Source organism: Pseudomonas sp. 3296, assembly GCF_031456615.1.
Classification (GTDB): Bacteria; Pseudomonadota; Gammaproteobacteria; order Pseudomonadales; family Pseudomonadaceae; genus Aquipseudomonas; species Aquipseudomonas mucoides.
The window spans coordinates 34,431-59,381 of sequence record NZ_JAVDUY010000008.1 but is presented as its reverse complement, the minus strand read 5'-3'; the positions used below and the strand labels follow the sequence as shown (position 1 = coordinate 59,381).

The following is a 24,951-nucleotide window of genomic DNA, read 5'->3' as shown; positions in this document are numbered from 1 at the left end:
GCACGTGCGGATGGCACCGTTTTTTCAGGCCAGAACAGCCGAAACGGTACGGGTGTTGCAGTCATAACTGGCACCCCTGAAAGGAATCCGGCTTCGAGCCCAGGCTCGCGGCCAAAGACTTCGGCAAGGAAGCGGCATCATTAGCCTTTTTCCTACTGTCCCGAAGTTGTTATGCCCGACCTCCGTCGGTTGTAGTGCTTTTGGACAGAACGGTGGGCACCTTTATGGTGCCCAAACAAACATAGAGAATGTGGAGACACCCCCCCATGCAAACCGACACAACTCGCGAGAACCCGCAGGGCACCTTGCCGCAGGCCGCTGATTCGACTTCGGATCTGTCCGCCACCGCGCCTGGTCAGCTTCGCGTGATCAAGCGTAACGGCACTGTCGTTCCTTACACCGATGACAAAATTACCGTCGCCATCACCAAAGCGTTTCTCGCAGTTGAGGGCGGCACCGCTGCCGCCTCGTCGCGAATCCATGACACCGTGGCCCGCTTGACCGAACAAGTCACCGCGACCTTCAAGCGTCGCATGCCTTCGGGCGGCACCATCCACATCGAAGAAATCCAGGACCAGGTCGAACTGGCCCTGATGCGTGCCGGCGAGCAGAAAGTCGCTCGCGACTACGTGATCTACCGTGACGGCCGCTCGAAACAACGCGCCGCCCACGCCCCGGCCGAAGAAGCGGTCAACGCTCACCCGTCGATCCGCATCACCCGCGCCGATGGCAGCTTCGCCCCTCTGGACATGGGTCGCCTGAACACCATCGTCACCGAAGCGTGCGAAGGCCTGGAAGAAGTCGACGGCGACCTGATCCAGCGCGAAACCCTGAAAAACCTGTACGACGGCGTGGCCCTGACCGACGTCAACACTGCCTTGGTGATGACTGCCCGTACCCTGGTTGAACGTGAGCCGAACTACTCGTTCGTGACCGCTCGCCTGCTGATGGACACCCTGCGTGCCGAAGGCCTGAGCTTCCTCAATGTTGCCGAAAGCGCGACCCACCACGAGATGGTCGACCTGTACGCCAAGGCGCTGCCTGCATACATCGCCAAGGGTATCGAATTCGAATTGCTGAACCCGGTCCTGGCCACTTTTGACCTGGAAAAACTCGGCAAGGCGATCAACCACGAGCGCGATCAGCAGTTCACGTACCTGGGCCTGCAAACCCTGTACGACCGTTACTTCATCCACAAGGACGGTATCCGCTTCGAACTGCCGCAAATCTTCTTCATGCGCGTGGCCATGGGCCTGGCGATCGAAGAGAAGCAGAAAGAAGACCGCGCCATCGAGTTCTACAACCTGTTGTCGTCCTTCGACTACATGTCCTCGACTCCGACGCTGTTCAACGCCGGCACCCTGCGTCCACAGCTGTCGAGCTGCTACCTGACCACCGTGCCTGATGACCTGTCGGGCATCTACCACGCGATCCACGACAACGCCATGCTGTCGAAATTCGCCGGTGGCCTGGGCAACGACTGGACGCCGGTTCGCGCGCTCGGTTCGTACATCAAGGGCACCAACGGCAAATCCCAGGGCGTTGTGCCGTTCCTCAAAGTAGTGAACGACACCGCCGTTGCCGTTAACCAGGGTGGCAAGCGCAAAGGCGCTGTATGTGCCTACCTGGAAACCTGGCACATGGACATCGAAGAGTTCATCGAGCTGCGCAAGAACACCGGTGATGACCGTCGTCGTACCCACGACATGAACACCGCCAACTGGATCCCTGACCTGTTCATGAAGCGCGTCTTCGATGACGGCAAGTGGACCCTGTTCTCGCCATCCGAAGTGCCGGACCTGCACGACCTGACCGGCAAGGCTTTCGAAGAGCGTTACGAGTACTACGAAGCCCTGACCGAATACCCAGGCAAGGTCAAACTGTTCAAGACCATCCAGGCCAAAGACCTGTGGCGCAAAATGCTGTCCATGCTGTTTGAAACCGGCCACCCATGGCTGACCTTCAAAGACCCGTGCAACCTGCGCAGCCCGCAGCAGCACGTCGGCGTGGTCCACAGCTCGAACCTGTGCACCGAGATCACCTTGAACACCAACAAGGACGAGATCGCTGTTTGCAACCTGGGCTCGATCAACCTGCCGAACCACATCGTCAACGGCAAGCTGGACACCGCCAAGCTGCAACGCACCGTCAACACCGCCGTTCGCATGCTCGATAACGTGATCGACATCAACTACTACTCGGTGCCGCAAGCGAAGAACTCCAACTTCAAGCACCGTCCGGTCGGCCTGGGCATCATGGGCTTCCAGGACGCGCTGTACCTGCAGCACATTCCTTACGGTTCGGATGCTGCGGTCGAGTTCGCCGACAAGTCGATGGAAGCGGTCAGCTACTACGCGATCCAGGCTTCCTGCGACCTGGCCGACGAGCGCGGTGCCTACGAGACGTTCCAGGGTTCGCTGTGGTCCAAAGGCATCCTGCCGCTGGATTCGCAACAGATCCTGATCGAGCAGCGTGGCCAGAAGTACATCGACGTTGACCTGAACGAATCCCTGGACTGGGCACCGGTTCGCGCCCGTGTGCAGAAAGGCATTCGTAACTCCAACATCATGGCCATCGCACCGACCGCGACCATCGCCAACATCACGGGCGTCTCGCAGTCGATCGAACCGACCTACCAGAACCTCTATGTGAAATCGAACCTGTCGGGCGAATTCACCGTGATCAACCCGTACCTGGTTCGCGACCTCAAGGCACGCGGTCTGTGGGACTCGGTCATGATCAACGACCTGAAGTACTACGACGGTTCGGTGCAGCAGATCGAGCGCATCCCGCAAGAACTCAAAGAGCTCTACGCGACTGCTTTCGAAGTGGACACCAAGTGGATCGTTGACGCGGCAAGCCGTCGTCAGAAGTGGATCGACCAGGCTCAATCGCTGAACCTGTACATCGCCGGCGCATCGGGCAAGAAGCTGGACGTGACCTACCGCATGGCCTGGTACCGTGGTCTGAAAACCACTTACTACCTCCGTGCCCTGGCCGCGACCAGCACCGAGAAGTCGACCATCAACACCGGCAAGCTGAACGCTGTTTCCAGCGGCGGCAACCACGGTGACGACTCGGTCCTGGCAGCACCAGCCGGCCCTGCGCCAGTGCCAAAGGCCTGCGCCATCGACGAGCCGGATTGCGAAGCTTGCCAATAAGCTGAGCTGGTAGGCGCTGAAAGGCGCTTACCTGGAACCCCCGATCAATCCTCTGGATTGTCGGGGGTTTTCTTTTGCCTGGAAGAAAGTGGTGGCCGAGCTACTCGCGATGAGGCCAGCACAGACAACCTGAAGCCAGTGCCTGAGACAAACACCGGCCATAAAAAACCCCTCTTGCGAGGGGTTCTTTATGCAGCGTTATCCAGCATCAGGTCATCTGAATGATGGTCTGCATGATGGTGCTCTGGGTGGAGATGGTCTTGGCGTTCGCCTGATAGTTGCTCTGCGCCTTGATCAAATCAACCAGTTCGTTGGTCAGGTTGACGTTGGACTCTTCCAGCGAGTTGGACACAACCGAACCCAAGGTGCCGGTTTTCGGTGCATCGATTCCAGGCACGCCCGAGGCGAAGGTTTCTTTCCAGCCAGAACCACCGATTGGCTGCAAGCCTTGTTCGTTGGCGAAGCTGGCAATGGCTACCTGGCCGATGGCCTTGGTTTGCTGGTTGGTGAAGTTGGCGGTCATGACACCGCTTTCGTCGATGGTCAGGCTGGAAATCTGGCCTGTCGCGTAACCGTCCTGGTACTGCGCAGTACGTGCGGTTGGCGAAGCGTACGAGGTGGTTTTGGTCATGTCGAACGCGATACCGGCTGCGGCGGCGTCCGAACCATTCAGGGCCCAGGTTGGCGGGTTGGTGTTGGCGTTAACCATCACACCCGGCTTCCAGCCCGTCATGGTCAGGGTGGTACCGGTTTGCGTCCAGCCCGCACCGCCCACCAGGGTCTTGATGCTGCCATCAGGGTTGAAGGTGAGGTCAGCAGTGATCGGCACTGGCGGCTCTGCCAATGGGTTGGTTGGGCTACGGCCGTCCATGTAGGTGTAGACAGTCCAGGAGTTGGACGCCGCATTTTTAACGTAGTACTGGTCCATCGTGTGCTGGTTGCCCTGCGTGTCGTACACAGGGGTGGAAATGGTCTTGTTGTAGCTGTTGGTGTCTTTGACGTTGAACGGGGTCACTGTTGGCAGTGGGTCCGAGGAGTTCAGGTTCATCGTCTGGTCGACACGGGTGGTCGCATGCGGCGCCAGGCTCGAAGTGTCGATTTTCAGGTCGGTCAGCACGCCGTTGATGATCTTGCCGTTGGCGTCTACGCCAAAACCCTGCAAGCGACGGCCGTTGTTGTCGACCACGTAGTTCTGGGCGTCAGTCTTGAACGCACCGGCACGGGTGTAACTCAGCGAGCCGTTGTCGCTCATGACGAAGAAACCGTTGCCCTGGATACCCATGTCCAACACGTTGCCGGTGTTGTTCACGTCGCCCTGGCCGAACTGCTGGGAAACGTTGGCCAGACGCACGCCGTTGCCGACGGTCTTGCTGCCGGTACCCAGGCGCGTGGCCGAGTACACGTCTTCGAATTCTGCACGGGAGGATTTGAAACCGGTGGTCGCAACGTTGGCGATGTTGTTGCCGGTCACGTCCAGTTGTTTGTTGGCTGCATAGAGACCGCTAAGGCCGATATTGAAAGACATATTCCACTCCTTTGTGCCGTGTTAGTCGGCTCTATATACCAATGGTCTGTACTTTGGACAGGGCAACACTGCCCAGGCCTGCCAGGTTCAGCATCAACTCACCGCCAGTCTGGCTGATGGTCACGCTGTTGACGGTTGCCGGCAGGTAGGTCACCAGCGAGGTCGCCTTGCTGTCGTAAGTCGCGGTAGCAGCAAACTTGTAAGTGCCGGCCTTGGCCACCTCGCCCGCATCGTTCTTGCCGTCCCAGATGAAACCGGCGTTGCCGGCCTGCTGACTGCCAAGATCGATGGTGCGAACCACTTTGCCATCGGTATCGGTGATCTTGATTGTGACCGGGTTCGTCGAGGCTGGTACGACAGCCGTACCGTTGAAACTCTTGGAGGTGTCGACCACCGCTGTGTCGGTCTGGGCAACAACCGAACGGCCTACCAGCGAAGAAGCTTGCAACGCTTGCGACGAGTTGTAGTTGCCGGCAATGCCGCTGACCGTATCGTTGAGCGTGGTGATGCCTTCCAGGCTACTGAACTGCGCCAACTGCGCGACAAACGCGCCGTTGTCCTGCGGTTCCAGCGGGTTCTGGTTTTTCAGTTGAGTTACCAACAACTGCAGGAACGCGTCTTTGCCCAATGCGTTCTTGCCGGTGGCGCTGCTGGTAGCGGCGGCCAAGCCGTCGCTGCTGGTGTTGCTGGTCTTGACCGAAGAGTTGGCCAGAACATCCTTGAGGCTCAAGCCGCTGGTGGTATCGGTAACACTCATCTGAGTCGCCCCTTATCACTGACCGAGGGTCAGGACCTTCTGCATCATGGTTTTGGCGGTGTTCATCATTTCGGCGTTGGTCTGGAACGAACGGCTCGCGGAAATCATGTCGGCCATTTCTTCGACGACGTTGACGTTCGGGTAGTAGACGTAGCCCTTGGCGTCGGCAGCCGGATGGTTCGGCTCGTAGCGCGCTTCAAGGTTGCTCTGGTCTTCGACCACGCCCAGCACTTGCACGCCTTGACCAGCAGCGTCCTGGCTCTGGAACAGCGAATCGCTGCCGCCGTTCTGGCCGCCCTGGAACATGGTGGCGAACACCGGGTGACGGGCGCGATAGGTCTGGTCGATGCTCGACGAGACGGTTTCGGCGTTGGCGATGTTCGAGGCGACGGTGTTCAAGCGCGTGGTTTGCGCACTCATGCCGCTACCGGCAATGTTGAAAACACTGGATAGGGACATGACTTACTCTCCGCGAAGGGCTGACACCAGCCCTTTGAATTTGCTGTTGAGCAGGGTGAAGCTGGCCTGGAAGCCGACGGCGTTTTCCGCGTACGCTGATTGTTCAAGCTGGGCGTCCACGGTGTTCTGGTCGATCGACGGTTGCATCGGCGTGCGATACAGCAACGACTCGTCGCCATTGCCCAGGCCTTCAGCTTCGATATGACGGCTGTTGGTCATGTTCAAGGCAAAAGTACCGCCCTTGGTTTTCTCGTTCTGTGCGGCAAGCACTTTGGAGAAGTCCAGATCCCGAGCCTTGTAGTTCGGGGTGTCGGCGTTGGAGATGTTGTTGGCCAGGACTTCGGCACGCTGAGCGCGGAAGCCCAGGGCTTGTTCGTGGATACCGAGCGCTTTATCGAAGCTGATGCTCATGTCGGGAAACCTTCGGGTGACCTGATTTTTCGTAACAGAGACATAGCAAGCGGCGTGCCAAATCAGAAAACCCCGGAAACCGGGGCTTTGCGGGCAGTGGCAAGGGCGGCAATGCCAGAAAAGCGGCAAACGGTTTCCGCAGGCTGCCGCTTTTCTGCCGCTTATCGCCTTCGAAAGAACAACTCTTACCCTGTGGGAGCCGGACAAGCCCGGCTCCCACAGGGGATTGTGGTGTTGGCGAAAAACCATCAGGCATAAAAAAACGGGAGTCCCTGAGGACTCCCGTTTTTTTGTGCCGCCAACGAATCACTTCGCCTGGTAAATGATCCCCGGGCTGCACTGAACCATCTGGTAATGATCCGGTAAACCGTTCAGCGCTTCGGACGCACCGAGGAACAGATAGCCGCCTGGCTTGAGCGTGCTGTGAATGCGCAACAGGATGTCTTTCTTCACCTCGGCGGAGAAGTAGATCAGCACGTTGCGGCAGAACACGATGTCGAACTTGCCCAGCGCTGCATAACTGTCCAGCAGGTTGAACGAACGAAACTCCACGCGGCTCTTGATCGGCGCCTTGATCGCCCAGCGCCCCGGCCCTTTCGGGTCGAAGTAACGCTGAAGACGCTCGGGCGACAGGCCACGGCCGATCGCCAGGCTGTCGTACTCGCCGGTCTTGCAGTTGGTCAGCATGGTGCCGGACAGGTCGGTGGCGACAATTTGCACCCCCATCTTCAGCTGGCCCATGTTGACGCGTTCGAACTCATCGATGGACATCGACAGCGAGTACGGTTCCTGACCCGACGAACATGCCGCGGACCAGATCCGCAAACGCTGGCCGGGTGCAGCCTTGATCGCTTCAGGCAATACCTTGTTCTTCAACACTTCAAACGGATAGGTGTCACGAAACCACAGGGTTTCGTTGGTCGTCATCGCGTCCACCACCATCTCGCGCAAACCGCTGCGCGGCTGGGTCTGGATGCGCTGGACCAGCTCACCCAGGGATTTGATGCCTTGCTGTTCCATCAGTTTGTTGAGACGGCTCGAGACCAGGTACTGCTTGTTTTCACCGAGCAAAATGCCACAGGCTTTTTCCAGGAAGACCCGGAACTGTTCGAAATCCAAATTACCCGTAGACAAAGATGCCGCCTCTTAAATCGTGTTAACCACCAGGGGCAGAAGGCCCCTAGCTGATATCTGCTGCTTTGATCCGGTCGACTACCCGGGATGCCAGGTCATCAGGACGGAACTTGGCAAGGAAGTCATCGGCACCGACTTTCTTGACCATCGCCTGATTGAATACCCCGGACAACGAAGTATGCAGGATGATATGAAGCTTTTGCATGCGTGGATCGTTGCGGATCTCGGCCGTGAGGGTGTACCCGTCCATTTCCGGCATCTCGATGTCGGAAATCATCATCAGGAACTCTTCTTCCGGCTTTTTCCCTTCGTCGACCAGCTTGCGCAGGTAATCCAGCGCTTGCTTGCCGTCATTCAACGCCACCACTTCGACACCGACGGTTTGCAGACAACGAGTCACCTGCTTGCGCGCCACCGACGAGTCATCGACGGTCAAGACCTTCAAGGACAAGGCCTTGTGCTGGGTTTCGACATCGACCACACCGACCGAAATCGCTTCCGGAGTCGGCGCCACTTCCGCGAGGATTTTCTCGACGTCGATGATTTCGACTAACTGATTGTCGACCCGAGTCACAGCCGTCAGGTAGTGATCGCGTCCCGTGCCCTTGGGTGGCGGATGAATCTCTTCCCAGTTCATGTTGACGATGCGTTCCACCGAGCGCACCAGGAAACCCTGGGTCTTGGTGTTGTACTCCGTGATGATCACGAACGGATTGCTTTGATCTTTCAGCGCGCCGGAGCCGGTCGCCATGGCCAGATCAAGAATCGGAATGGTCGCCCCCCGGATATTTGCCACACCGCACACGACAGGACTGGATTTTGGCATCAGCGTGAGTTTGGGGCATTGCAGCACTTCCCGAACCTTGAACACGTTGATCCCATAGAGCTGCTGGCCGTCGAGACGGAACAACAGCAGCTCCAGGCGATTCTGCCCTACCAGTTGCGTGCGCTGGTTTACCGCATCCATTACACCAGCCATGCACAGACTCCTACACCAACGCTTAAGTGTGTTGCGACGCACGTTCATTGCTAAACGGCACGGCGCTTGCTTTTTAACTCTTATGAACACAGAACCGACATTTTTCCGACGCCTGACATCAAACGCTCGCCACGTGCTTTGCGCGATGTCGGCCGTCTGCCTGTTCAACGCTGGCAGCCCTGCCCTTGCTGACGCAGTTACCTTGCCTGACATGCTTATCGGCGTCACTCAGGGCTTTCTTGAGTTCACCGTAGAAGACTATTTGGCGAGCAGTCAAACCGAAGGCCGTTATGAGATCGAGGTCAAGCAGCTCGATCCGCGCCTGCGCATGCCCATGTGCGACAAGGAATTGACAGCCACTCTGGAGAGCCCGGCGATCCCGATTGGCCGGGTCACGGTCAAGGTGCGTTGCGACAGTACCTCGCCCTGGACAGTGTTCGTGCCCGCTCAAGTCCGCCTGTTTCGCGACGTCGTCACCACCACGCGGCCCCTCAAACGCGCCGGCTACATCGAGCCGGGCGACGTCATGCTGCGCGAACGCGACATCAGCCTGATCGGCCAGGGATACTTCACCTCCATCGATCAGACGATTGGACAAAAACTTACCCGACCAACGGTCGCCGATCAGGTGCTGACGCTGGTCCATCTCGAGCAGGCCGAAGTCATTTCCAAAGGTGACCAAGTGGTGATTACCGCCCGCAGCGGCACGCTCAGCGTGCGCATGCCGGGCGAGGCCCTGTCCAATGGCGGCTTGCGTGAACAGATCCGGGTAAAAAACCTCAACTCCCAACGGGTCATCAAGGCGCAGGTCATAGCGCCGGGCCAGGTGGAAGTGGCCATGTAAGAAACTCTGCGCTTGCGAAAACATGGCGCTGGCCGTGGCTGTTCCCTAAGCTGTGCCTCACGCAGGAAATGCGCTGGCGCATGCAGGCTCGTTGATAAATGGGCCTAAAGTTTTTGCAGGAAGAGCCGAAAACATGGCAAGCGTCCAAATTCCCAGAGGTTTTTTATCATGGTCATCGATTTCAGCCGTTTGAACAGTTCCTCGTCACTGACCGGCAGTACGCGTACCAGCGCCAACAAGGACACTGCCGAAGCCGGCAAATCCGCGCCGCTGAATACCCCGGCCGAACAGGCCAGTACCGCCAAAAGCGGGGAATCGGTACACCTCAGCAATGAGGCTCAACAGTTGCAGAAGGTCACTGACAAGCTGCGCGATCAGCCTGCCGTCGACAATGCCCGCGTGGCCGAGTTGAAAGCAGCGATTGCCGATGGCAGCTATAAAGTCGACAGCAACCGTGTAGCCAGCAAACTGCTCAACTTCGAAGCCCAGCGCTAGGCCCTCGGTCTGCGCCAGGCTTTTGGACGCTTAAACCCCAAGGCCAGCCATGCACGACACTAATTTACTGCAACTGATCATCGACGACTTTGCTCCAGCGCAACACTTGCTGGAGTTGCTGCAAAACGAGTCCCTCGCCTTGCATGGTCGCGACATGCCACTGCTCGAAGACATTCTGGCGCGCAAACAGGCAATGATCATTCTGCTCGAACAGCATGGCCGCAAGCGCAGCGAAGTCCTCGCCAGCCTCAATCTGCCCACCAATCGCAAGGGCCTGGAGCAACTCGCCAGCGAATCCAGCGTCGGTGATCAGTTACTTGCGCAAAGCGATGCCCTGACCGACCTTCTGGCTCAGTGCCAGGCCATCAACGTCAATAATGGTCAGTCGATCCTGGTCCAACAGGCCGCCACGGCCAATCAGCTGAAGATCCTCACCGGCGGCGAACCACCCGCGCTTTACGATGCCCGCGGATCAACCGCCAAGCTAGCGAAGCCGCGCCCGCTCAGTCAGGCGTGAACCTGTTGATGAGTTCGCACTTTCAAGACGCGCCACATGATGGCAGTATGCTGGCCATGCGCAGTCACATTTTGTCCGGAGAACGATGAACCGTGCCCAATGCCTTAACCGCGGAAGATGCTCCGCAGCCACCCAAGGTGCTCTCCACGCCCATGGAGATCGCGGGTAACCTGCGGCAACTGCAAGAAAGCCATGACCCGCTGATCATTACGTTCCACGAACGTAACCAGCGCTTCCAGAGCTATCTGGTTGAGGTTGACCGTGACAACAACATGATTGCCCTGGATGAAATGGTGCCCCGCGATGGTGAGCGCTATCTGCTGGCAGGCGAATCGTTTCGGGTCGAAGGCTTCCACGACGGCGTGCGCATCGCCTGGGAAAGCAACGGCCCGCTGAGCATTGACGAACTCAGCGACGCACGCTGCTATCGTGGCAAACTACCTGACGAAGTCGTCTACCATCAGCGCCGCAATGCCTTCCGGGCTGCATTGAAACTGGCGCAATTGGTCAATGTCGAATTGGGCGGTGAAAAGCTCAAGTCGCCCGTCAAGGGCAAGTTGCTGGATATTTCCGCCACCGGCTGCAAGCTGCGCTTTGAGGGTGACATCACCAGCCGACTGCAATTGGGCCAGGTCTATGACCGATTCGTCGCTGACCTGCCCTTCGGCAGCATGACCACACCGGTGGAACTGCGTTACCTGCACTTCGAAGAAAGGATCTCCACCACCTTCGCCGGCATCCGCTTTCACAACATGAGCGGGCTGGTGCAGCGTCAGGTCGAACGCTTCGTGTATCAGCTGCAGCGTGAAGCACGGCGCTTCGACAAAGACGATCTCTGATACACCGCTTCAACAAAAAACGGGCAGCCCTTTGCGGTGACTGCCCGTTTTTTATGTATCAAAAAATCAAGGTCTGGCTTCAGTGAAACTTTGTTCGCGACCAGCGTCCGGGTCTTCCGGTGGCGTCGGGTCATCTTCCAGTTCCACCTCTGGTTCCGGCTCCGCTTCCGGATGCGGCGGGCTGTGCATCTGCTCTTGAACGATCTGTTCATCCACACGCGGATCAAGGCACACCACCAGCGGCGAACTCGACATGCTGTCCGGCATGGCCACGTGATGCAGCGGCGCATCGTCGACCTGATGCAGGTTGGTGACCGCTTTCGGGCGGATCCGCCACACCAGCACCAGCGCGAAGAAACTGAAGAACGCGTAGAGCATGTGGCTGCCGAACAGCTTCATCAGTACCCCGGCGACCAGCGGCCCGATACTGGCGCCGACGCCGTAGGTCACCAGCAGCATCGCTGTCAGCGAGACTCGGCGATCACCTTCGACGTGGTCATTGGAGAACGCCACCGCCAACGGATACAGGCAGAACTGCACCAGCGAACAGAGGAACCCGGAGATGAACAACACCTCCAGCGGTACCTTCTGCAGGATCGCCAACGGCAACGCGGCCAGCGCCAGGCTGAAGGCAAAACAGCGAATCAGCAGTGCCCGGTCATAACGGTCCGACAGCCAACCCAGCGGCCACTGCACCAGCAGGCCGGCAAAAATGCAGCTACCCATGAACAGACCGACCTGCTCGGTGGACAACCCCTGCTGGGAGGCGTACAGCGGCGCCAGACCGTAGAACGAACCCACAATCAACCCGGCACCCAACACCGTGCTCAACGACTGCGGCACGCGTTTAATGAAGAATCGCGGTTCCATCGGCGCAGGGTGCAAGGGCGCCGGGTGAATCCGTCGAGTGAGCGCGACCGGCACCAGGCACAGGGCGAAGCACAACGCGACCAGCATCAGCAGTTCCAGGCCCAGGCCGGGGTGCATGACCAGAATCAGCTGACCCAGCACCAACCCCAGGTAGGAAGCGATCATGTAGCCGCTGAAGACCATGCCGCGTTGCTTGGCATCGGCCTGCTCATTGAGCCAGCTCTCGATGACCATGTACTGGCACATCATGCCCAGACCGACGATCACCCGCAGGAACAGCCAGGCCGGCAGCCAGTCGATCAACCCGTGACCGAGTACCGCCGCACCGACGATCCCGGCACACGCGGCATACGCACGAATATGCCCGACCCGGGCAATCAGTCGGTGACCGATCTTGCCGCCCAGCACCAGGCCAAAATAGTTGGCCGCCATCAACGCACCGACCCACAAGCTGTCGACGTGATCGGCCGCCAGGCGCAAGGCCAGGTAAGTGCTCAACAGGCCCGAGCCGATCAACATCATCAGCGAGGCGAAATACAGCGCTCGAAAGGATTTCCAGATTTGGCGCATCGGCGTTCCGAGCGGCTCCTTGCAGTGAAGATCAGGCTACCGAAACGATAGCCCGAAGACGACGAAGCGTCAGGCCTGAGCAGCTAAAACACGCCGTTCCCAGGGAGTAATTTCATCAAAGAAGCTGGTCAGTTCCATGGACTTCGAAGCGACGTAGCCTTCGATGAACTCAGTGCCAAACAGTTCCTTCGCCAATTGGCTACGTTTCAGACGCTCAAGAGCCGCATGCAAGGTACACGGCAACGAAAGATTATCCGGCACGTCGAATTCGCCCTGGATCGCCTCGGTCGGCTCCAGCTCGTTTTCAATGCCATGCAACCCGGCGGCAAGGCTGGCGGCGATCGCCAGGTACGGATTGGCGTCCGCTCCCGGCAAACGGTTTTCGACCCGACGAGCGACCGGTGAACTGGCCGGAATGCGCAACCCGGCGGCGCGGTTGTCGTGGGACCAGCAGGCATTATTCGGCGACGCGTACGGATGGCACAAGCGCTGATACGAGTTCACGTTCGGTGCAAACAACGCCGTGAAATCGGCCATGCCGGCCTGCTGGCCACCAATGAAGTGACGGAAGGTCGCGGTCGGCTGACCCGCCTCGTCGCTGAACACGTTCCGGGCGGTGTTGATGTCGACGATGCTTTGGTGAATATGCATCGAACTGCCCGGCGTGTGCGCCAGTGGCTTGGCCATGCAGACCACGGTCAGGCCATGCTTGAGCGCGACTTCCTTGAGCAGATGTTTGAACAGCAATGTCTGGTCGGCCAGCAACAGCGGGTCACCGTGCAGCAGGTTGATCTCGAACTGGCTGACACCCATTTCGTGCATGAAGGTATCGCGTGGCAGGCCCAGCGCCGCCATGCATTCATAGACTTCGGTGAAGAACGGCCGCAAGCCGCTGTTGGAACTGACACTGAACGCCGACTGACCGTCCTCGCGACGGCCGTCCAGGCCCAGCGGCGGCTGGAACGGTTGAGTCGGATCGGGGTTGGGCGCGAACACGAAGAACTCCAGCTCGGTCGCCACCACCGGCGCCAGGCCGCGAGCCGCGTAACGCGCGATCACCGATTTGAGTTGACCGCGGGTCGACAGACTCGACGGTTCACCGGTCAATTCGTCCGCATCGCAAATGGCCAGCGCCCGGGGCTGTTGGCTCCAGGGCAAGCGATAGATATGCGCAGGGTCCGGCACCAACGCAAGGTCGCCGTCATCGCTGCCGTAAAAACGCGCGGGTGGATACCCGCCCATGATGCATTGCAGCAGCACACCCCGCGCCAACTGCAACCGACGTCCTTCGAGGAAGCCCTCGGCCGTCATGACTTTGCCCCGGGGAACTCCATTCAAGTCCGGGGTGACACATTCAATCTCATCAATGCCCGCCAATCGCTGTGCGAGTGAACGATGGCCATCGGTAGTCATGACTCAATCCTTTGTTGTGCGAGCCGCGAACGGCGACCCGTACAAAATAGGCTTCGCCTGTTCAGAATTTCAAGCAGCGCCACACAATAAAGAACGCTCAGGGCAGGTAAAGGCTGAATACACCGCCGCCCAACGGGCCGCCATTGCTGAGCCGGGTGCTGCCGACGACGCCATTGCGCTGATGCATCGCGGCGATGCGCCCGGCAAAGTACAGGCCCAGGCCGGTGCTACTGCTGCTGTAGTTGATGCCTTGCACATAATCCGCCTGAAACTCGATCATCTCTGCCGGATAGCCGGCGCCATCATCATTGATGCTCAGCACCAGTTGACCGCCCTCGTCGCTGACGCTGATCAGCAGCGACTCGCGCGCGTAGCGAATGGCGTTGTTGATGATGTTGCCCAGTACCGAAGCGACCAGCTCGCGGTCGAAGAAACCCAGCGGGCTCAACGGGTCGACTTCATAGGTCGCGATAATGCCACGACTGGCGAACACGTCTTGATGGCTGGCCAGTTGCGCTTCGAGAAAGTCATCCAGGTCATGGTAGGCCGGTTGCAACGGCAACTGATTGACCCCCAGTTTGTACAGGCCCAACAACTGCACGAGCATGCCGTTGAGGTGGGCGAACTCATACTCGATGACGCCCTGCTCCGGGCTGTGCTGCTCCGGGTCGGGCAAGCGCGCCAGCCACTGGCTGTGCGCCTGCATCAGCATGGCCAGCGAGTTCTTCATGTCGTGTACGGTGGAGGCAATCACCGTCGAGAAATCCAATGCAGGGTTGTCTTGGCTCATCCGCCGAACGCCTTGATTTTCAGTTTCTGATAGCGCGGATAACGCGCGTCGGTGTCGGGCATCAAGCCGACCATTTTCAGGCAGACCCGACATTCTTCGATTTCCGCCGATGGCACACTCGTGTCAGTGCCGTGCAGCAGCGACTGCGCCATGTTCAGGGCGATACTGATGTTTTTCGGCTGCATCGCCAGCGCCTTGCGGAACACTGCCCGGGCTTCCACCAGATTGCCGGTTTTGTAAACCCGCACGCCCTGACGGTTGAGCTCGGCAGCGGCGTTGCTGGAACTGAGGATCGTCGGGTCGTCGGTCAGTTTGGCGATGCCTTGCATTACTACCGGATCGTCACCGTAGATCTCCGCACAGTTTTTCAACATCGACGCACCGGCGCTTGCCTGACCGAGCATTTGCAACTGCTTGGCCACCAGCAGCGCCGCTTCGGCACTCATGAATTGCTCCATGCCGTCGAGGCGCATCATCGCTTGCTCGGTGAGTTTCTCGGCGGTTTCGGCGTCGTTGAGCAACAAACTGGTAGCTTTCATCAGGCGCGCACGAATCTGCAGGCCAGGGTCGCTCGGGTTCTCCTTGGCCACCAGGCTGAGGGTCGTGTTGATTTCCAGACGGGTGCGGGTATCCAGGCCTTTCTCGCTGCCTTTGCTGATCAAGGCGTGGGCCAGGCCGAGGTTGCTTTCCGCGTCTTTGAAACGCGACTGCGCGCCCTGGGACACCGCCTGGCGATACGCCCTGGAGGCGGTGTCGAAATCTTCGTTGGCCATCGCCAGTTTGCCCAGCAACGCTTGCCGGCGCACGGCCAGCGGCGACAGGCGAATGGCTTCTTCCAATACTTTCTGCGCGCCCTTGGTGTCGCCTTCGACTACCAGCACGTCGGCCATGCCGTCATACAGCGCCGGCATCATCGGAAACACTTTCAGGGCTTTTTCATAGATGCCCTTGGCCTGGCTGACCTGGCCGCGCTTGAACAGCAACTGGCCCAACCCGGCAAACGCCCACGGCAACGGCCTATCGGCAATGATGCTGTCGTAGAGACGTTCCAGCGCTTCGTTCTGATTCAAGTCGCGCAAGGCATCCGCGCGGTAGCGCAGACACAGCGGCGAATAACGGATGTCCTTCTTGCACAGCTCGATGCAGGCATTGAGCACTTCCAGCGGCTTGCCACGGTCGAGGGCCTGCAGGATCGGCTTGAGCAGGTTCTTGCGCTGCTCCAGACGCTCCAGGCGCTGGGCCAGGCCAGAGCGGTTGAACGGCTTGGTCAGGTAGGCATCCGGTTCGTGTTCCAGCGCGCTGAGGACCATGGCCTGACTGGTTTCGGCGGTCACCATGACGAACACGCTTTCATGGCTGATCAGCTTTTCGATCATCAAGTCTTCGAGGACCTGCTGACCGTTCTTCTTGCCGTCGCCGAGGTGGAAATCCTGCAGGATGAAATCGTAGGCCTTCTGCGAACACATGCGCAGCGCCTGCTCGCCAGAATCCGCGGTATCCACGTCCTTGACGCCCAGTTCCCGCAGCATGGACCTGACGGAACTGCGGAAATCCGAGAAATCATCGACGATCAGAAAACTCTTTTGGTGATACGACAGCATCGAAGATTTCCAGGCAATTTTAAGAAGAAGAGCATGACCGTTCGGGTTATCGGCCAACAGTGCCGATACCTTGAGACGACGTGACGCTCAAGCGATGGCTAAATATTTGAAGGTGTTATTTAAAAACGGGATTATTCTGCTTTATCGACACGAGTGTTACCCCCCGTTTTGCATCAACACCCCCATGTCGCCGGTAGAAGGCAGAACAGATGACCAGCAACCCCAAACAACCGGCCGGCGCTTCCGAGCGCAAGGCCCCACGCCCGAGCGACCTGGACTTCCCGGTGGTCGGCATCGGCGCGTCTGCGGGGGGACTCCAAGCCATCAAGCTGTTTTTCCAGAACATGCCTCAAGACAACGGCATGGCGTTTGTCATCATTCTTCACCTGTCGCCCGACCATCAGAGCATTGCCGACAAGATCATCCAGGAATCGACGAAAATGCCGGTCCTGCAGGTCACCGAGACCGTGCCCATCGAGAAAAACCACGTGTATGTCATCTCGCCGGCCCAGCGCCTGGCCATGGATGACGGTTTTCTAAAGGTCAGCAGCAACGCCGCGCGCGAGACGCGGCATGCCTCTATCGACCTGTTCTTCCGCGACCTCGCCGAGGTCCATCGCGAGCGTGCGTTTTGCCTGATCCTGTCAGGCAGCGGCTCCGATGGCGCGGTCGGTTTGTCACGCATCAAGGAACACGGCGGCGTGACCATGGCCCAGGTGCCGGAAGACGCTGAATTCGAAGGCATGCCTCGCGCAGCCATCGATACCGGCATGGTCGACCTGATATTACCCGTCACGGAAATGCCGCAAAAATTGCTCGAACTGTGGCAAAACGCCAAGAACATCACTTTGCCCATTGCCGGTGACGCCGAACTGAAAACCCTCCCCTCAGTGTCGGAACGCCAGGCCGTCATCAATGAACAAATGCTCCACGACATTCTGATCCAGTTGCGCACCGGCACCGGCCACGACTTCAAGCATTACAAACGCGCCACCGTGTTGCGGCGGATCGAACGGCGGATGCAGGTCACCGCCCAGCCCGACCTGGGCGCCTACTTCCGCTACCTGCAAAACAATCCCGAAGAAACCAAGGCGCTGCTCGGCGATATGCTGATCGGGGTGACGAACTTCTTCAGGGACCGAGAGGCGTTCGAAGCGCTGGAACGGGATGTCTTGCCGCAACTGGTCAGCGCCGCCGTGTCGGCGCAACCGGAAAAAGAAGAAATTCGCGTCTGGTCCACCGGCTGTTCCACCGGCGAAGAAGCCTACAGCCTGGCGATCTTGCTCAACGACCAGCTGCAACTGGACGCCAGTAAGGCAACGATGCAGTTATTCGCCACCGACATTGATGAACGCGCCATCAGCGTTGGCCGCGCCGGGTTGTATCCGCAAGCGATCATCACCGATGTGCCGCCGACGCGGCTGCGGCATTACTTCGTCAAGGAGGACGATCACTACCGGATCCGCAAGGAAATTCGCGAACGGGTGCTGTTTGCCAAGCACAGCCTGCTGTCGGATCCGCCGTTCTCGCAGATCGACCTGATCGTCTGCCGCAACTTGCTGATCTATCTGGATCGCGAAGTGCAGCGTGAAATCCTGCAAATGTTCCACTTTGCGCTGCGGCCTGGCGGCTTCCTGTTCCTCGGCTCTTCAGAGAGCGCGGACGCTTGCCACGAATTGTTCGCCCCGGTGGATAAACGCAATCGCATCTTCCGCGCCAAGACCGGTACCGCCAACAGCCGTCGCACGCCGACCATGCCCCGCGGCGGTTACGTGCGGGCGAGTACGTCCCGCGAGGCGCCGCCCCGCACGGTGCCGCGCAAGCTGTCCTTTGCCGACATTCACCAGCGTGCGCTTGAGCTCGCCGCGCCGCCCAGCATGATTGTCGATGCCAACGCCGAAATCCTGCACATGAGTGACGGCGCCGGGCGCTTTCTGCGGCATGTGGGTGGCGAACTGACGCGCAACCTGCTGACGCTGATCCTGCCGGAGTTGCGCCTGGAAATCCGCACCACGCTGTTTCAGGTGCAGCAGAGCGGCCTGGTGGTCAAGTCCAGGGCCGTACCGCTCAAGCGCGGCAACCAGAGCTACATGATCGACCTCGTGGCTCAGCCTTATAAGGACGAAGAATCGGATGGCGAGTATGTGCTGGTGATCTTCGAAGAAGTCGAAGTCGCCCCGTCCGAACAGACCGTCACGACCCTGCTGCAGACCGAAAGCCAGGTGCTGTCCAATCTTGAGCGCGAACTGCAACGAACCAAGTTGCACTTGCAGGACACCATTGAACAATCGGAAGTCTCCAGTGAAGAGCTGAAGGCCTCCAACGAAGAAATGCAGGCAATCAACGAAGAGTTGCGCTCGGCCACCGAAGAGCTGGAAACCAGCAAGGAAGAGCTGCAATCGATCAACGAAGAGTTGCTGACGGTCAACTACGAGCTGAAAACCAAAGTTGAAGAAACCGACAAGATCAATGACTACCTGACCAACCTGATCGCTTCCACCGACATTGCCACGGTGTTCGTCGACCGCAACATGCGGATCAAATGGTTCACCCCGCGCGCCACCGACATTTTCAGCATGCTGCCGGTCGATACCGGCCGCTCGCTGCTCGACATCACCCATCGCCTGCACTACGACGGCCTGGCCAGTGACGCGGCGCAGGTGTTCGAATCGTTGAACATGATCGAACGGGAAGTCAGCAGCACCGACAAACGCTGGTACATCGCCCGCCTGCTGCCGTACCGCTCCAGCGAAGACCACATCGACGGCACGGTGCTGACGTTCATCGACATCACCAAACGCCGCGCGGCGGAAGAAGATCTGCGCCTGGGTGAAGAACGCATGCGGCTGGTGGCCGAAAGCACCCGCGATTACGCGATCATCACCCTCGATGAGCAGGGCATCATCACCAGCTGGAACAAAGGCGCCGAGCTGATCTTCGGCTACAGCAAGGCCGAGGCGGAAGGCGCTTTCTACGACTTCATTTTCTCCGCCGAAGACCGTGCCGCCGGGGTTCCCGAAAACGAACTGCTGGCAGTCCGTACCCAGGGCCGCAGCGAAGATGAACGCTGGCACCTGCGCAAGGATGGCAGCCGCTTCTTTTGCAGCGGCGAAGTGACCTTGCTCAGCGGCGACAACCTGCGCGGTTACGTGAAAATCGCCCGGGACCTGACCGGCCACAAACGTCAGCACGAAGAACAGAGCCAGGAACTGGCCGAGACGCGCAATACCAATTACCTCAAAGATGAATTCTTTGCGGTCATGTCCCACGAACTCAAGCACCCGCTGAACCTGATCCAGCTCAACGCCGAATTGCTGCGCCGCCTGCCCGTGACCAAGTCCCTGCCCCCGGCCGCCAAAGCCGTGAACACGATTTGCGATGCCGTCACCAGCCAGGCACGAATCATCGATGATCTGCTGGACGTCGCCCGAGTGCGCACCGGCAAGCTCAAGCTGCAACCGGTCGCCGTCGACCTGGTCAGTGTGCTGCGCGATATCCATACCGTGATCCTGAACGAGCAACACGAAACCACGGTCGAGCTGCATGTACCTTCAGAGCCGCTGATGGTCCACGCAGACCCGACGCGCCTGGAGCAGATCATCTGGAACCTGGTGAACAACGCCTTGAAATTTACCCCGGCCAACGGGCTGGTTCAGCTGATTGCCGGCCAGGCCGGAAACAAGATCCGGCTGGATGTCAAAGACAACGGCACCGGTATCGCTGCCGAAAACCTCGAACATGTGTTCGATCTGTTTGGCCAGGCTGAAAAGCAACATGCCACGCATTCTCGCGAAGGACTGGGGATCGGGTTGTCACTGGTCCGCCAGTTGACCGAAGCACAACGGGGCTCGGTCGAAGTGAACTCCCAGGGGTTGGGCGCGGGCTGTACGTTCAGCGTCTATTTGCCGATGGCCCACACCGCTGACGCAGAGACATCCCCCGCTAAGGTCAACGAGACCGCAGGCAGGTTAAGCGGGCTGACGATCCTGTTGGTCGATGACTCGGCCGAGGTGCTGGAAACCTTGAAGATGCTGCTGGAAATGGAAGACGCCGAAGTCATCGCTTTCGACCGGCCGTTAGCCGCTCTGGACGCGGCAAAACACACGCGCTTCGATTTGATCATTTCGGACCTGGGCATGCCGGTCATGAACGGTCACGAACTGATGAGCGCATTACGCAAACTGCCTCAGGCCAAGGACGTGCCGGCGATTGCACTGACGGGTTATGGCACCCGCAGCGACATTCAAAAGGCCCGGCAATCGGGTTTTGACCAGCACCTTGGCAAACCGGTGTCCTACGATGACCTGATCGAAACCATCGAGGCTCTGCGGCGCTCTTCGGTCCTGTAACCGGCCATCCCACTAGTTCAAATAGGCGCGTTGCACGCAGACGCGCCGGTCAATCGCCTGCCGCAGGCGCTCCTTGTGGTCCGACCAAACCCTCGGGTCGACTTTGCTGGTGCGCATGAGCTCGAGCATGGCCGTTTTGGCCGCCAGGTATTCCGACCAGGCATCCTCGGAACGGATCTTCAAACGCTCGCGGTCGGTCATCTCCATGCGCCGCAGCGCCAGTGTCGGCTCATCGGTGATGACAGGACTGAGCGTCAATTGCGGCCGATGGGGCGCAACAAATGCCTGAGTGTCCGCCAGCCACTCCCTCGCTCGCTGCGCGCCCCACTTCAACGCCGTGCAATAGTGCTCACCGGCGCGCCGGTCGTGAAACTCCTCGCAGATTGCCCAGCCATTGTCATCGTAAATACCCACAAACACCTGGGTGACGCCTTCGACACTGATCCGCGCCTGCACTTCGACCTGCAAACCATTGCCGAGCACTTCTTCATGGGTGTGCAGCGGTAACCGACTGTTGGTCCATAACCAGAATTGGGCGCCTCTGCGTCGCATCGTTTCACCTCCCGAAATCATTTCAGGAGTAAGGCACAGCGATGACAGGTTTGCCATGTAGGTCGTCGGTTGGCCGGACATAAAAAAGCCCTCTCGGATGGAGGTATCCGACAGGGCTTTTATTGTTTCTAACGCAACAGATGCACCGCCAAGCCAACAAGTGCACAGGCCATCAGCACCTGAATGACGCCCCGCTTGAAGCGGAACAAGGCAATGGCCGCGGCGATCGCGATCAGTGCCGAGGGCCAATCGAGTTGGCCGCTGAAACCCTTTGGCCACAGCACGTGATAGCCGAAGAAGCACGCCAGATTGAGAATCACACCCACGACGGCAGCCGTAATCGCAGTCAGTGGCGCAGTGAACTTGAGCTCGTTGTGGGTCGACTCGACCAATGGCCCGCCCGCGAGGATGAACAGGAACGAGGGCAGGAAGGTAAACCAGGTCACCAGGCAGGCGGCGACGGCTCCCGCGAGAAAAACGTGGTCGCTGCCGAATACTTGAGCAACATACGCGCCGACAAAACTGACGAAGGCCACGACCATGATCAACGGTCCTGGTGTGGTTTCGCCTAACGCCAGGCCATCGATCATCTGCGTCGGTGTCAGCCAGCCATAATATCCAACCGCCCCCTGATAAACATAGGGAAGCACGGCATACGCACCACCAAACGTCAGCAGGGCCGCCTTGGTAAAGAACCAGCCCATCTGGGTCAGGGTGCCTTCCCAGCCAAAGAGCACGGTCAATATCCCCATTGGCAGGGCCCATAAAGCGGCGCCGATCACGGCCAGCGTTGCCAATCTCAACCAACTGAACCGGGCATGCTCCGGGGACGGGGTGTCATCATCGATCACGGCCGGGCCAAAGGACTTTTTGGCCGCTCCATGACCACCGGTCCTGAACTTATCGGGCGCCAGGCGTCCGCCGACATAGCCAAGCACTGCGGCACCCAGAACGATCAGCGGGAACGGCACATTGAACGCGAAGATGGCGGTGAATGAAGCGGCCGCTATCGCCCATAGCCAATTGTTCTTCAATGCCCGAGAGCCGATCCGATGGGCCGCCTGCACGACAATGGCGGTCACGGCAGGCTTGATGCCATAGAAAAGCCCGGCCACCACCGGCACGTCACCGAAGGCGATGTACATCCACGACAACCCGATCAGGATGAACAACGACGGCAGCACAAACAGTGCGCCGGCAATCACCCCGCCCCAGGTTCGATGCATCAGCCAGCCGATATAGGTCGCCAACTGCTGCGCCTCTGGCCCGGGGAGCAACATGCAGTAGTTGAGGGCATGCAGGAATCGGCGCTCGGATATCCAGCGCCGCCGTTCGACCAGCTCTTGGTGCATGATCGAGATCTGCCCCGCAGGCCCGCCGAAACTGATGAAGCCAAGCTTCAACCAGAACCAGAACGCCTCACGAAGACTGATTGCGCCCGGCCTGGACAGCTTTTCTTCAACCATTAGCGCCAAAGCCTCTGGAAACGAACAAGCAGGGAATGTGCGATGCGGGCACTAACGGAAACGGCGCCTTGCGCAAGGCGCCATGAAATAGATGGTGTCCCAGGGCAGGTTCGAACTGCCAACCTTCCCCTTAGGAGGGGGATGCTCTATCCAATTGAGCTACTGAGACACACGTCGCCCACACGAAATGCGGTGCGATGGACGGCGTGCATGTTAACGGGCAGGCCCGGATTTGTCATGTCGTCCGTAGGGCTTTTTAAGTGTAGGCAGACGCCCTACCGGGCTGTGGCTTTGTTTACCGTGCAAATTGCACTCCCTCAAAATGCCATCATTGCAATTTGCAATGCCACCCCTTCTCAACGACAAGTTAATTCCTTGTTTTTAAAGGATTTAATAGCCGTTAAACTGTTGGCACGCGGGCTGCTTCAACTGTTCTCAAGAACAACCGAGGTGAGCCTCATGAACCGCGCCCTTTTACTCTCGAATGCGATCGCCCTGGCAGTCCTGGCGGGTTTTCATTTTGCCCCCGAGAACAGCGCGGTGCAGGTCGCTCAACGTATGCCGCATTACCTGCAGCTGCAAAAAGCCCCGCAATTGGCGGTCATGAGCGATCAGGGCGGGTTTATTCGCCAGGATGTGAGCCAGGAAGGCCCATCGGTAACGCAGGTCTCCGAACGCCTTGTATTTTGAATCCCCCTAATCAGGAGCACAGCATGTCCAAATCAGCCGCAGGATTTTTGATCCTTGCCTTACTGAGCGGCATTCTTCATTGGGCTTTGGTTCAGGAGGCGGTCGTCACCCTGCCGCTGATTGCCTGCGGCATTTTCGCCGGGTTGTTTGTGTTGGCGCTAATTGCCGGGCGAAAAATCAAGTTCGATCCGGTGCTGCGTTAAATTTCAGCAGATCGAGGAGATGGGCAACGGTCACGGCGAGCTCGCCAGAGTTATCGAGTCGATGGACTGGCGCGTTGTCAGCCGCGAACTGTGTGTTGCGGTGTAGCCTGTCTTCAATGTCCGCAAGGCTCTCACGACCACGCCGCACCAAGCGTTCGCGCAACACTTCACCCTTGACGGTCAACAGTACCGGGATCAGATCGGGGTAACGTTGTAGCGCCTCGGTAAGATGAGCGCGAGAACCGTTGACCAATACATGCCGGCCCTCCTTGAGCCACTGATCGATCTGAATCGGAATCCCATAATCCAGGCCATTGGCCTGCCACGACAGCGCGAAGTCACCCGCGTCTTTCAGGTGCCGGAATTCCTCGCGCGAGACGCCGACAGCATCCTCGCCCACCGACTCGGCCGAGCGCGTTATGACCCGGCGCACCACTTCGCAGTTCATCAACTGCAAAGGTTTTCGAGCCGCGTCAATGAGGCTGTCTTTGCCGGATCCGGAAGGCCCCATCACATAAATCAGCCTGCCATCCATCCTGAATCATCCCCCACAGCGAGATAGCCCCTAGTAAATCGGCCAATTGCCACTATCCTGTATCAGACAAGGATCAAGGATCGAATCCGCATAGCATGCACCTTCAGACGTCTTCAGACATCATCTGCGGGAGCAAAGGACGCGGTCGGCAATGCGGCTCTGGGCAACTTTTCCAACCAGTCCACATTTCTGACAAGGGGTGCTGGCATTAAGCCTTTACCCGGCTCAATATTTGTCACAGAATTGACGCCAATGATATGGCTTCTTTGAGGCATGATGCGGGCCTCTTTCAATTCAGGTTGAACATTTGGCCAGTAAGCTTGTCCTACCAGACATCCTGCGGCCAATCCCGAGAACCGCTCCCCTGAACTAACCGGTTAAATATATGCGCCCATTGAAACAGGCAATTTATTCCAGCCGTACGGCTGACAAGTTCGTCGTACGTCTGCCAGACGGAATGCGTGAACGCATTGCCGAGGTGGCTCGCAATCATCATCGCAGCATGAACTCCGAAATCATTGCACGCCTTGAACAGAGTCTTATTCAGGAAGGTGCACTGGGCGAAGAGTTGAGCATGCGCCTGGACAGCCCGGAGCTGTCATTGCACGAACGCGAATTACTGCAACGTTTCCGTCAACTGTCCCACCGCCAGCAAAACGCCCTTGTTTCGCTGATCGCCCACGACGCTGAAATGGCCGCAGACGCGTCCTGATTCACCCCGAAAGCTCAAGCCAGCATTATCGCTGGCTTTTTTTTGCCTGAAATTTGGCCATAAAAAACCCGCCAATTGG

22 protein-coding genes and 1 tRNA gene are annotated in these 24,951 nt (G+C 58.7%); 9 read left to right on the top strand and 14 right to left on the bottom strand.

Going from position 1 to position 24,951, the window contains the following annotated elements; genetic code table 11:
* Nucleotides 1-266 precede the first annotated feature (266 nt).
* Complete coding sequence (locus tag J2X66_RS22110; RefSeq protein ID WP_310268499.1) at nt 267-3,161, top strand: ribonucleoside-diphosphate reductase subunit alpha; 2,895 nt, start codon at nt 267-269, stop codon at nt 3,159-3,161.
* A gap of 208 nt (nt 3,162-3,369) precedes the next feature.
* Here the strand turns inward: J2X66_RS22110 and flgE are convergent, their stop codons facing one another.
* From flgE to J2X66_RS22080, 6 genes are all read right to left on the bottom strand, one after another.
* On the bottom strand, nt 3,370-4,686 hold the full coding sequence (gene flgE / locus J2X66_RS22105; RefSeq protein WP_310268496.1) for a flagellar hook protein FlgE: 1,317 nt from the start codon (nt 4,684-4,686) through the stop codon (nt 3,370-3,372).
* A gap of 31 nt (nt 4,687-4,717) precedes the next feature.
* On the bottom strand, nt 4,718-5,443 hold the full coding sequence (gene flgD / locus J2X66_RS22100) for a flagellar hook assembly protein FlgD (RefSeq protein ID WP_310268493.1): 726 nt from the start codon (nt 5,441-5,443) through the stop codon (nt 4,718-4,720).
* A 15-nt stretch (nt 5,444-5,458) separates the two neighbouring features.
* A complete protein-coding gene (gene flgC / locus J2X66_RS22095) occupies nt 5,459-5,902 on the bottom strand; it encodes a flagellar basal body rod protein FlgC (RefSeq protein ID WP_123432836.1) in 444 nt (147 codons plus the stop codon).
* A 3-nt stretch (nt 5,903-5,905) separates the two neighbouring features.
* A complete protein-coding gene (gene flgB, locus J2X66_RS22090) occupies nt 5,906-6,313 on the bottom strand; it encodes a flagellar basal body rod protein FlgB (RefSeq protein WP_310268488.1) in 408 nt (135 codons plus the stop codon).
* 306 nt (nt 6,314-6,619) lie between these two features.
* Nucleotides 6,620-7,447, bottom strand: a complete 828-nt coding sequence (gene cheR, locus J2X66_RS22085; RefSeq protein ID WP_007899126.1) for a protein-glutamate O-methyltransferase CheR — start codon at nt 7,445-7,447, stop codon at nt 6,620-6,622.
* A 46-nt stretch (nt 7,448-7,493) separates the two neighbouring features.
* The gene (locus J2X66_RS22080; protein ID WP_059182310.1) at nt 7,494-8,426 is read right to left on the bottom strand and encodes a chemotaxis protein CheV; all 933 of its coding nucleotides are present in this window, start codon (nt 8,424-8,426) and stop codon (nt 7,494-7,496) included.
* An 82-nt stretch (nt 8,427-8,508) separates the two neighbouring features.
* Between J2X66_RS22080 and flgA the strand changes: the two genes are divergently transcribed.
* The 4 genes from flgA (at nt 8,509) to J2X66_RS22060 (ending at nt 11,121) form a co-directional block, all read left to right on the top strand.
* Nucleotides 8,509-9,270, top strand: coding sequence for a flagellar basal body P-ring formation chaperone FlgA (gene flgA, locus J2X66_RS22075; RefSeq protein ID WP_310269277.1), 762 nt, complete (start codon nt 8,509-8,511; stop codon nt 9,268-9,270).
* 168 nt (nt 9,271-9,438) lie between these two features.
* A complete protein-coding gene (gene flgM / locus J2X66_RS22070; RefSeq protein ID WP_027923951.1) occupies nt 9,439-9,765 on the top strand; it encodes a flagellar biosynthesis anti-sigma factor FlgM in 327 nt (108 codons plus the stop codon).
* A gap of 49 nt (nt 9,766-9,814) precedes the next feature.
* Nucleotides 9,815-10,282 (top strand): flagellar protein FlgN, encoded by a 468-nt coding sequence (locus J2X66_RS22065; RefSeq protein WP_310268482.1) that lies wholly within the window; start codon nt 9,815-9,817, stop codon nt 10,280-10,282.
* Nucleotides 10,283-10,374: 92 nt separating this feature from the next.
* Nucleotides 10,375-11,121 (top strand): flagellar regulator YcgR PilZN domain-containing protein, encoded by a 747-nt coding sequence (locus J2X66_RS22060; RefSeq protein WP_310268479.1) that lies wholly within the window; start codon nt 10,375-10,377, stop codon nt 11,119-11,121.
* 66 nt (nt 11,122-11,187) lie between these two features.
* Here J2X66_RS22060 and J2X66_RS22055 read toward each other — a convergent pair whose 3' ends face one another.
* The 4 genes from J2X66_RS22055 to J2X66_RS22040 form a co-directional block, all read right to left on the bottom strand.
* A complete protein-coding gene (locus tag J2X66_RS22055) occupies nt 11,188-12,561 on the bottom strand; it encodes an MFS transporter (RefSeq protein WP_310268476.1) in 1,374 nt (457 codons plus the stop codon).
* 69 nt (nt 12,562-12,630) lie between these two features.
* A complete protein-coding gene (locus J2X66_RS22050) occupies nt 12,631-13,872 on the bottom strand; it encodes a glutamine synthetase family protein (protein WP_310269273.1) in 1,242 nt (413 codons plus the stop codon).
* Between the two features lie 199 nt (nt 13,873-14,071).
* Complete coding sequence (locus J2X66_RS22045) at nt 14,072-14,764, bottom strand: sensor histidine kinase KdpD (protein WP_059182309.1); 693 nt, start codon at nt 14,762-14,764, stop codon at nt 14,072-14,074.
* Nucleotides 14,761-16,365, bottom strand: coding sequence for a response regulator (locus J2X66_RS22040; RefSeq protein ID WP_310268470.1), 1,605 nt, complete (start codon nt 16,363-16,365; stop codon nt 14,761-14,763). The genes J2X66_RS22045 and J2X66_RS22040 overlap by 4 nt, the downstream gene beginning before the upstream one ends.
* 209 nt (nt 16,366-16,574) lie before the next feature.
* Between J2X66_RS22040 and J2X66_RS22035 the strand changes: the two genes are divergently transcribed.
* On the top strand, nt 16,575-20,714 hold the full coding sequence (locus J2X66_RS22035; RefSeq protein ID WP_310268465.1) for a CheR family methyltransferase: 4,140 nt from the start codon (nt 16,575-16,577) through the stop codon (nt 20,712-20,714).
* 12 nt (nt 20,715-20,726) lie between these two features.
* Here the strand turns inward: J2X66_RS22035 and J2X66_RS22030 are convergent, their stop codons facing one another.
* From J2X66_RS22030 to J2X66_RS22020, 3 genes are all read right to left on the bottom strand, one after another.
* The gene (locus J2X66_RS22030) at nt 20,727-21,266 is read right to left on the bottom strand and encodes a hypothetical protein (RefSeq protein WP_310268462.1); all 540 of its coding nucleotides are present in this window, start codon (nt 21,264-21,266) and stop codon (nt 20,727-20,729) included.
* Between the two features lie 128 nt (nt 21,267-21,394).
* Nucleotides 21,395-22,732 (bottom strand): chromate efflux transporter, encoded by a 1,338-nt coding sequence (gene chrA, locus J2X66_RS22025; protein WP_310268459.1) that lies wholly within the window; start codon nt 22,730-22,732, stop codon nt 21,395-21,397.
* Nucleotides 22,733-22,824: 92 nt separating this feature from the next.
* Nucleotides 22,825-22,901, bottom strand: a tRNA-Arg gene (locus J2X66_RS22020).
* A 290-nt stretch (nt 22,902-23,191) separates the two neighbouring features.
* Here J2X66_RS22020 and J2X66_RS22015 point away from each other — a divergent pair.
* The gene (locus J2X66_RS22015; protein WP_310269270.1) at nt 23,192-23,422 is read left to right on the top strand and encodes a hypothetical protein; all 231 of its coding nucleotides are present in this window, start codon (nt 23,192-23,194) and stop codon (nt 23,420-23,422) included.
* A 23-nt stretch (nt 23,423-23,445) separates the two neighbouring features.
* A complete protein-coding gene (locus tag J2X66_RS22010) occupies nt 23,446-23,625 on the top strand; it encodes a PA3371 family protein (protein WP_310268455.1) in 180 nt (59 codons plus the stop codon).
* Here J2X66_RS22010 and phnN read toward each other — a convergent pair.
* A complete protein-coding gene (gene phnN / locus J2X66_RS22005) occupies nt 23,600-24,160 on the bottom strand; it encodes a phosphonate metabolism protein/1,5-bisphosphokinase (PRPP-forming) PhnN (protein WP_310268452.1) in 561 nt (186 codons plus the stop codon). The two genes, J2X66_RS22010 and phnN, sit on opposite strands and share 26 nt — an antisense overlap.
* 385 nt (nt 24,161-24,545) lie before the next feature.
* Here phnN and J2X66_RS22000 point away from each other — a divergent pair, with 385 nt between their 5' ends.
* Complete coding sequence (locus tag J2X66_RS22000) at nt 24,546-24,872, top strand: Arc family DNA-binding protein (RefSeq protein ID WP_003178899.1); 327 nt, start codon at nt 24,546-24,548, stop codon at nt 24,870-24,872.
* Nucleotides 24,873-24,951 lie beyond the last annotated feature (79 nt).

Bases quoted from the DNA above. Each gene is read 5' to 3' on its own strand.
- J2X66_RS22030 (WP_310268462.1), bottom strand. From the start codon at position 21,266: ATGCGACGCAGAGGCGCCCAATTCTGGTTATGGACCAACAGTCGGTTA.
- J2X66_RS22080 (WP_059182310.1), bottom strand. From the start codon at position 8,426: ATGGCTGGTGTAATGGATGCGGTAAACCAGCGCACGCAACTGGTAGGG.
- flgD (WP_310268493.1), bottom strand. From the start codon at position 5,443: ATGAGTGTTACCGATACCACCAGCGGCTTGAGCCTCAAGGATGTTCTG.
- flgB (WP_310268488.1), bottom strand. From the start codon at position 6,313: ATGAGCATCAGCTTCGATAAAGCGCTCGGTATCCACGAACAAGCCCTG.
- phnN (WP_310268452.1), bottom strand. From the start codon at position 24,160: ATGGATGGCAGGCTGATTTATGTGATGGGGCCTTCCGGATCCGGCAAA.
- J2X66_RS22000 (WP_003178899.1), top strand. From the start codon at position 24,546: ATGCGCCCATTGAAACAGGCAATTTATTCCAGCCGTACGGCTGACAAG.
- flgA (WP_310269277.1), top strand. From the start codon at position 8,509: ATGAACACAGAACCGACATTTTTCCGACGCCTGACATCAAACGCTCGC.
- flgE (WP_310268496.1), bottom strand. From the start codon at position 4,686: ATGTCTTTCAATATCGGCCTTAGCGGTCTCTATGCAGCCAACAAACAA.
- chrA (WP_310268459.1), bottom strand. From the start codon at position 22,732: ATGGTTGAAGAAAAGCTGTCCAGGCCGGGCGCAATCAGTCTTCGTGAG.
- J2X66_RS22065 (WP_310268482.1), top strand. From the start codon at position 9,815: ATGCACGACACTAATTTACTGCAACTGATCATCGACGACTTTGCTCCA.
- J2X66_RS22055 (WP_310268476.1), bottom strand. From the start codon at position 12,561: ATGCGCCAAATCTGGAAATCCTTTCGAGCGCTGTATTTCGCCTCGCTG.
- flgC (WP_123432836.1), bottom strand. From the start codon at position 5,902: ATGTCCCTATCCAGTGTTTTCAACATTGCCGGTAGCGGCATGAGTGCG.
- J2X66_RS22045 (WP_059182309.1), bottom strand. From the start codon at position 14,764: ATGAGCCAAGACAACCCTGCATTGGATTTCTCGACGGTGATTGCCTCC.
- J2X66_RS22110 (WP_310268499.1), top strand. From the start codon at position 267: ATGCAAACCGACACAACTCGCGAGAACCCGCAGGGCACCTTGCCGCAG.
- flgM (WP_027923951.1), top strand. From the start codon at position 9,439: ATGGTCATCGATTTCAGCCGTTTGAACAGTTCCTCGTCACTGACCGGC.
- J2X66_RS22040 (WP_310268470.1), bottom strand. From the start codon at position 16,365: ATGCTGTCGTATCACCAAAAGAGTTTTCTGATCGTCGATGATTTCTCG.
- J2X66_RS22035 (WP_310268465.1), top strand. From the start codon at position 16,575: ATGACCAGCAACCCCAAACAACCGGCCGGCGCTTCCGAGCGCAAGGCC.
- J2X66_RS22050 (WP_310269273.1), bottom strand. From the start codon at position 13,872: ATGACGGCCGAGGGCTTCCTCGAAGGACGTCGGTTGCAGTTGGCGCGG.
- J2X66_RS22010 (WP_310268455.1), top strand. From the start codon at position 23,446: ATGTCCAAATCAGCCGCAGGATTTTTGATCCTTGCCTTACTGAGCGGC.
- J2X66_RS22015 (WP_310269270.1), top strand. From the start codon at position 23,192: ATGAACCGCGCCCTTTTACTCTCGAATGCGATCGCCCTGGCAGTCCTG.